Origin of the sequence: Hydrocoleum sp. CS-953 (assembly GCF_002260545.1) — a bacterium.
GTDB lineage: Bacteria > Cyanobacteriota > Cyanobacteriia > Cyanobacteriales > Microcoleaceae > Trichodesmium.
Genome location: NZ_LGSU01001055.1, coordinates 1 through 6,393, shown reverse-complemented (window position 1 = coordinate 6,393; position 6,393 = coordinate 1). Strand labels below are relative to the sequence as shown.

General features: G+C 37.9%; 2 protein-coding genes and 4 pseudogenes. 1 reads left to right on the top strand and 5 read right to left on the bottom strand.

What is annotated here, in order from left to right; genetic code table 11:
- Positions 1-386 precede the first annotated feature (386 nt).
- Complete coding sequence (radC, locus tag AFK68_RS15570; protein WP_094673581.1) at positions 387-1,118, top strand: DNA repair protein RadC; 732 nt, start codon at positions 387-389, stop codon at positions 1,116-1,118.
- Between the two features lie 870 nt (positions 1,119-1,988).
- Here the strand turns inward: radC and AFK68_RS45335 are convergent.
- From AFK68_RS45335 to AFK68_RS15550, 5 genes and pseudogenes are all read right to left on the bottom strand, one after another.
- A pseudogene (locus AFK68_RS45335) lies at positions 1,989-2,708 on the bottom strand (HDIG domain-containing metalloprotein); the annotation flags it as partial.
- A gap of 1 nt (position 2,709) precedes the next feature.
- A pseudogene (locus AFK68_RS15565) lies at positions 2,710-4,552 on the bottom strand (HDIG domain-containing metalloprotein); the annotation flags it as partial.
- Position 4,553: 1 nt separating this feature from the next.
- Positions 4,554-4,806: pseudogene (locus AFK68_RS15560) on the bottom strand (hypothetical protein); the annotation flags it as partial.
- A 156-nt stretch (positions 4,807-4,962) separates the two neighbouring features.
- Positions 4,963-5,919, bottom strand: a pseudogene (locus AFK68_RS45330) (ADP-ribosylglycohydrolase family protein); the annotation flags it as partial.
- Positions 5,920-5,946: 27 nt separating this feature from the next.
- Complete coding sequence (locus tag AFK68_RS15550) at positions 5,947-6,363, bottom strand: ADP-ribosylglycohydrolase family protein (protein ID WP_094673578.1); 417 nt, start codon at positions 6,361-6,363, stop codon at positions 5,947-5,949.
- Between the last annotated feature and the right edge of the window lie 30 nt (positions 6,364-6,393).

The following is a 6,393-nucleotide window of genomic DNA, read 5'->3' as shown; positions in this document are numbered from 1 at the left end:
ATATAATATTATGTCGGCTTGAATAGTTATAATTGAAGTTCGCAGTAAGGCTTTAGTCCTAAGTTATAGATATTGCTCAAGTCCTACTGCAAACAAAAACTTTTTTATCACTTATTATCCAGACATAATATAAGTCATAATCTTGAAAAAAAAATTATACATATCAGAAATAATACGGAGTTTTATGAATTTTGGGAACTGTCAAATTTATCTTACTAAATTATGCTATATTGAGAAATAATTTACCTTATTTTTTCAGCAGTCTATCAATGACCAAAAAATAAGGTCTATAGCCTCCCTTTTTAAAGGGTGAAAAAAATTAACTTCAGTATTTCAAGCCTCTGACTTTAGCCAAAGTTACTGATAACTAATAACTGATAACTGAAATGACGTACAGTCTCAGAATTGCAGACTTACCTAGTAATGAACGACCACGGGAAAGGTTAATTGCCTCTGGTCCTAAAAGTCTTTCTACTGCAGAATTAATTGCTATTCTACTAGGTACAGGTCAGGGAAAAGGGAAACTTTCTGCTGTTGGTCTCGGACAATACATATTAAATCAATTAAGTCAACATCAGCGTGACCCCCTCTCAGTTCTCCGCAATATTACAGTTCAAGAATTAACTCAAATTCATGGTATTGGTACAGCTAAAGCAACAACTATTCTTGCTGCCATTGAATTAGGAAAAAGAGTATTTCAATCCCGTCCTCCAGAATTAGCAGTTGTTGAGAGTCCCCAAGCTGCTGCTGATGCTTTGAGTCAAGATTTAATGTGGCAAACCCAAGAAAAATTTGCTGTGTTACTTTTGGATGTAAATAACCGCTTACTCGGAACTCAGGTAATTACTATCGGTACAGCTACAGAAACATTAGCTCATCCCCGTGAAATTTTTCGAGAAGTGATTCGCCAAGGTGCAACCAGAGTAATTATTTCTCATAATCATCCTTCTGGAAATGTGGAACCAAGTCCTGAAGATATCAATTTAACCAAACAACTGTTAGCAGGAGCGCAATTTTTAGCGATACCCTTACTCGACCATATTATTATGGGTAATGGAGAACATTCTAGTCTGCGCCAAACAACTAATTTGTGGGAAGAATATCCTCAAGGAGATTAATTTAGAGAATGTTTTCAAAATATCAGGACTTACGCTAAGATACTATATAGGGTTTGCTGAAAAAGTCTTATGGGTGAGGGTAGGAGTCAGGAGACAGGAGACAGGAGACAGGAGGAGTAAGGAATGTAGACGAGGCAGGAGTCAGAATTATCCCTTGATTTTTCTACCTCGCGTCAACCCAAAATCCTAACTTTTTGCAGATCTAAGGAGCAAAAACCTTGCACTTTTTTCAGACCTAAAACGGCTCAAACCTTTGCCTGTAAATGCTTTAAGATTTAATCAGCAAGCCCTATATATATGTTCAGAAACTATAGCGCTATAGTTTTGAACGCTATATACATATACATGGTCTGGTGCGTAATATCAAATCCGCTTGCTACGGTTCCCGAAAAATCGGAGTAACAAGAAACCGGGTTTGTTGGAGTTCAATGGTAGGGACGTTTTGCTGACGCAGAGCTTCCGCTTNCTATAGTTTTGAACGCTATATACATATACATGGTCTGGTGCGTAATATCAAATCCGCTTGCTACGGTTCCCGAAAAATCGGAGTAACAAGAAACCGGGTTTGTTGGAGTTCAATGGTAGGGACGTTTTGCTGACGCAGAGCTTCCGCTTTATATGTCGGCGACAGCCGAAGTACGTTTGCGGAGCATTCCGGAACGGAAAGTTGTGCGCCAGCAAAACGCTACGCGACATGGAAAGCGGAGCATTCTGGAAAGGAAAACGCATTTTTGTTATGCAGCGTCCCTACAAGGGAATTTGAGACAAACCCAGTTTTTCTGCTTTTTTACACCGATACTACGGATTTGATATAAGTCCTAATATGTGATGAAAGCGATCGCCACTTAACAACTATCCTCTCAAAAAAATCTAGTTAGAATTAACAACTGATTTGGTAGTTTTTACCTGATTTGGATTCATTGCTGCTTTAGGATAAGCAATACGTTTGTGATTATACTGTTCCCATACCTGTACAAAAATTTCTGCAATACTTGATATCTCTCCCCTCGTCAAACCAGAATCAACCAATTGATTATCCTGCCAACGTGCCCGCAAAATTTTCTTCACCATTTGTAGTGCATCCTTATGAGTCGCATCCTTAAGCGATCGCAACGCTGCCTCACAAGAATCAGCCAACATCACAATAGCGGTTTCCCGTGACTGGGGAGTTGGTCCTGCATAGCGAAAAAGTTCTTCCTTAATCGTCTTTGCTTCCTTCTCCGCTCTTTGCTTGGCTTGATAATAGAAAAAAGCAATTAACATTGTACCCTGATGTTCCGGAATAAACGCCCTAATAGCCTTTGGCAATCTATGTCTACGAGCCATAACTAATCCTTCAGTAACGTGCTTTCTGATAATTTCTACACTCACCCATGGATCGTTAATTTCATCATGTTTATTCGGTCCACCCATTTGATTCTCAATAAAACCCAATGGATCGTGCATTTTACCAATATCGTGATACAAAGTACCCGTTCTCACCAATTCCACATTGCAACCAATTTCTCGTGCTGCCGCTTCCGCCAAACTTGCCACAAACAGAGTATGCTGAAAAGTACCAGGTGCTTCCGATGCCAAACGCTTCAACAGNATTTCATCATGTTTATTCGGTCCACCCATTTGATTCTCAATAAAACCCAATGGATCGTGCATTTTACCAATATCGTGATACAAAGTACCCGTTCTCACCAATTCCACATTGCAACCAATTTCTCGTGCTGCCGCTTCCGCCAAACTTGCCACAAACAGAGTATGCTGAAAAGTACCAGGTGCTTCCGATGCCAAACGCTTCAACAGAGGGCGATTAGGATTAGCCAATTCAGACAAACGGATCGGAGTAATCAAATCAAATAAATGCTCCAAATATGGACTCAAACCCAAAGCAACAATACTCCAAACCAAACCTGTGAGTGCTTGCAAACCTACTGGACCTATCATCGCATACCATAATAATCCAGGAGTAGCACGAACAATCAAATTTGTCAACAAATACACCGTACCTTGAGTCAACCCCACCCCTACACCTAAAAGCGCCTGTTCCTCACGCGATCGCATTTTTTCTGCTACCAAACTACCAACAATACCACCAGCAGCACTAGCAAACCAATCTATTTTATCAACATCCATACCAATAGGCAGTATCACAGATATCAAACCTACTACTGTTACTCCCATAGTGGAACCATAGAAGTTTCCCACCAACAAACCAATTGCTGGCAAACTACTACTCCAAGGTACTTTCAAGCTGACCAGTAATGGCGCACTCAAACTCAACAACAATAAAAGTATATTATCTCTGCGCCTAAAACAGGGTTTAAATTGTCTTTCTACTATAATTACTATACCTACAGCCCCACTCACAATACACACAAATACCACCAAGCTGCGCCAATTCACTCTACGGCCACTCAGCTTAAATTCATCGAGTAGTATAAAAGCCTTACGGTCAATTGTTTCTCCTGCTTTAACAATAATTTCATCCTTTCTGACTTTGTACTCCACTCCTGGAACATTTTGTGCTGCCTGTTCAACTAATTTCTTCGTTCCTTCTGGATCTTTTGCTAAATTAGCCTGCAAAACATTCTGCAAAATTTTGATGGCTAAATCTTCAGTTTCTATTGGGACTACGCCTACGACTTGCACTCTTAGTGCCTTAACCCATTCCTGTTTAGGTAAATTTGGTGATATTCCTTGAGCCAACATCCGCTCTTTTACCCTTTCAATACCTATCTTAGTTTTTTGCCAACCAGTATCAGACAACTCTAGTAAAGTACGATCGTATACTTCATAACCTTCATTTTTTTTCTCTTGAGTCACAATTTTCGTTGCGTTTTCGTACAAACTGCGAGCTTGCGATACATCGTCTAAAACTCTAGAGTAATTTTGATATAAACTTCTCTTGCGATAAGCTAGTAGTTCTGAAATTGTTTTTTGATCTCTACTACTAATGACTATGGAACTATTTTTTTGATTGTCTTTTGGTATTGATGTTTTACCAGACAAACCTTCCCCTATTGAACTTGAAATTGTTACATTATTGTTTTTACCTGTAACTTTTTCTAAATCTTGATCTTGAGTTAATTTAGGATAATTAGTTGTTTCCGACTCAGGTCCAGGAGGTCTTTCTTGCAACTGCTCCTCGATTATTGTTTGAATAGCCTGCCACTTTTCTTCAGAAACTTGACGTAGATGTTCCTGAGTAGTTGTTGATAATATGCCTGTGTTTATAAAAGGAAAATTAGCAACTATTTCTCTAGCTTGATCCCCCAGTACCAATATTTCTCTTAACTCTTTGTCCACCCTTTGATTCACTGATTGATTAATCATCAACACAGTGATATCCCCAAGTCTAGCTGACTTACGCTTCTCCAAAGTCAGTTTATCATCAGAAACTGTAGCATCATCTGGAGCCTCGATGGTTTTAGGGGCAACAGNTTATAAAAGGAAAATTAGCAACTATTTCTCTAGCTTGATCCCCCAGTACCAATATTTCTCTTAACTCTTTGTCCACCCTTTGATTCACTGATTGATTAATCATCAACACAGTGATATCCCCAAGTCTAGCTGACTTACGCTTCTCCAAAGTCAGTTTATCATCAGAAACTGTAGCATCATCTGGAGCCTCGATGGTTTTAGGGGCAACAGTTCCCTCTTTTAATTCTGGTTGGTGATAATAACGTTGACCCATAGTAGCTGTTAGAGATGCTATGGCTAGTAACACCAACATTGGCGAGGTTGCCAGAGTTGACCAACTGGATGTTTGTTGTTTTTTCTGGGGTTTCAATAATTTCCCAATTAAACGTGTCAGATACATATTTCTTGATGTCTAAACATCATAGAGTTTTCAATAGCCACTAGCTGGGTGAGGGCGAGGACGAATCACATTTCTGGCAGCAACTGCTGGCACTATACTTTGTGTGACATTGTTTGGGTCATAAACTCCAGACCAAACTGCCCAAAGACTTTTTGCCAAGTTCATAATCTCCATTTCATCCTTCATTCCCAAAAGTTCAACACCCATTTTTTGTCGCCATTCCACAGGAACTCCAGCACTACTGTTATAAGCTCCTGATAAAGTACCTACTATAGTACAAGTCTGAGTTGCCCATCCGCTTCTTGCAGAACGTAATACTGCTAAACCGAAATTTTCTGGGGTACTTAGAAAGCAGTATAAGGCCAAAGAAATAGGTATGAAAAAAGCAGAAGATAGGGATTTTTGTTGACCCTCACAAAATAGTTGCTGTTTCTCAAGAGATTTAAGATTTTTTGACAAATGATTTATTGCTGCATCTAAATTTGCTCCCTGGTTAATCAATTTTTCTACTTGTCTAAGTTGTCCTACTAATGGTTCTTTTTCTCCAATATAGTCGATAATTTTTCCTATTATAGTCAAGGGGTCTAATTTCTCTATCAAAATTTGGGATATTATATATCCAACTACTAAGTTGCCAAGGTTTACTTCTAAATCATTTTCCCAAACTTTTCCCCATTGCTGCAATTTTTGTTGAAGTTTAAATTCATCTTCATGGTATATCAAAGAAACTGGCAAGCTAGTAATAATGGCATTACTGGCTGTCGGATTTAAAACATCATCATTATTTATATAGTTAAAATCAGGATGTTTATTTTTAACTATCCCTACTAATTTTTCTAATTCTACTGGAGAGTCTTTTATTTTGTTTGCCTTGCCAGTATAATCTTTTTTATTCTTCCACTTATTTTGCCATTCTTTATGAACTTTCTGCAAATCCTCTTCATTAAACTCTTGTTTTCTAATTAAGCTTTTTGCACAATTCATTGTNAGAACAAAATCGCATAGATAATGCTATTAAAATCTATCCGAAAATAATTCTACTGGAGAGTCTTTTATTTTGTTTGCCTTGCCAGTATAATCTTTTTTATTCTTCCACTTATTTTGCCATTCTTTATGAACTTTCTGCAAATCCTCTTCATTAAACTCTTGTTTTCTAATTAAGCTTTTTGCACAATTCATTGTAATTTCTCCCCATTTTTTTAAGTAGTTTTCCTCTAACTTTGATCGGTCAAATTTATGCTGATTCATAAATAATTTATAACTTTGGCAATTTTTTTCTACTTGATGCTCAAAGTGAGAACCTACATAATTTCCTAAAGCTGCTCCTAGTAAAGCACCTTGAAATTTACTTAAGAGTTTTCGGCTTAATTTTCTAGCAAAAGCAGCTATAGATGCCAAAATAACAGGAAATTTGATGTTAATGCCACTCAATCAATTATTTCCAGAATTTTTACCAGACAT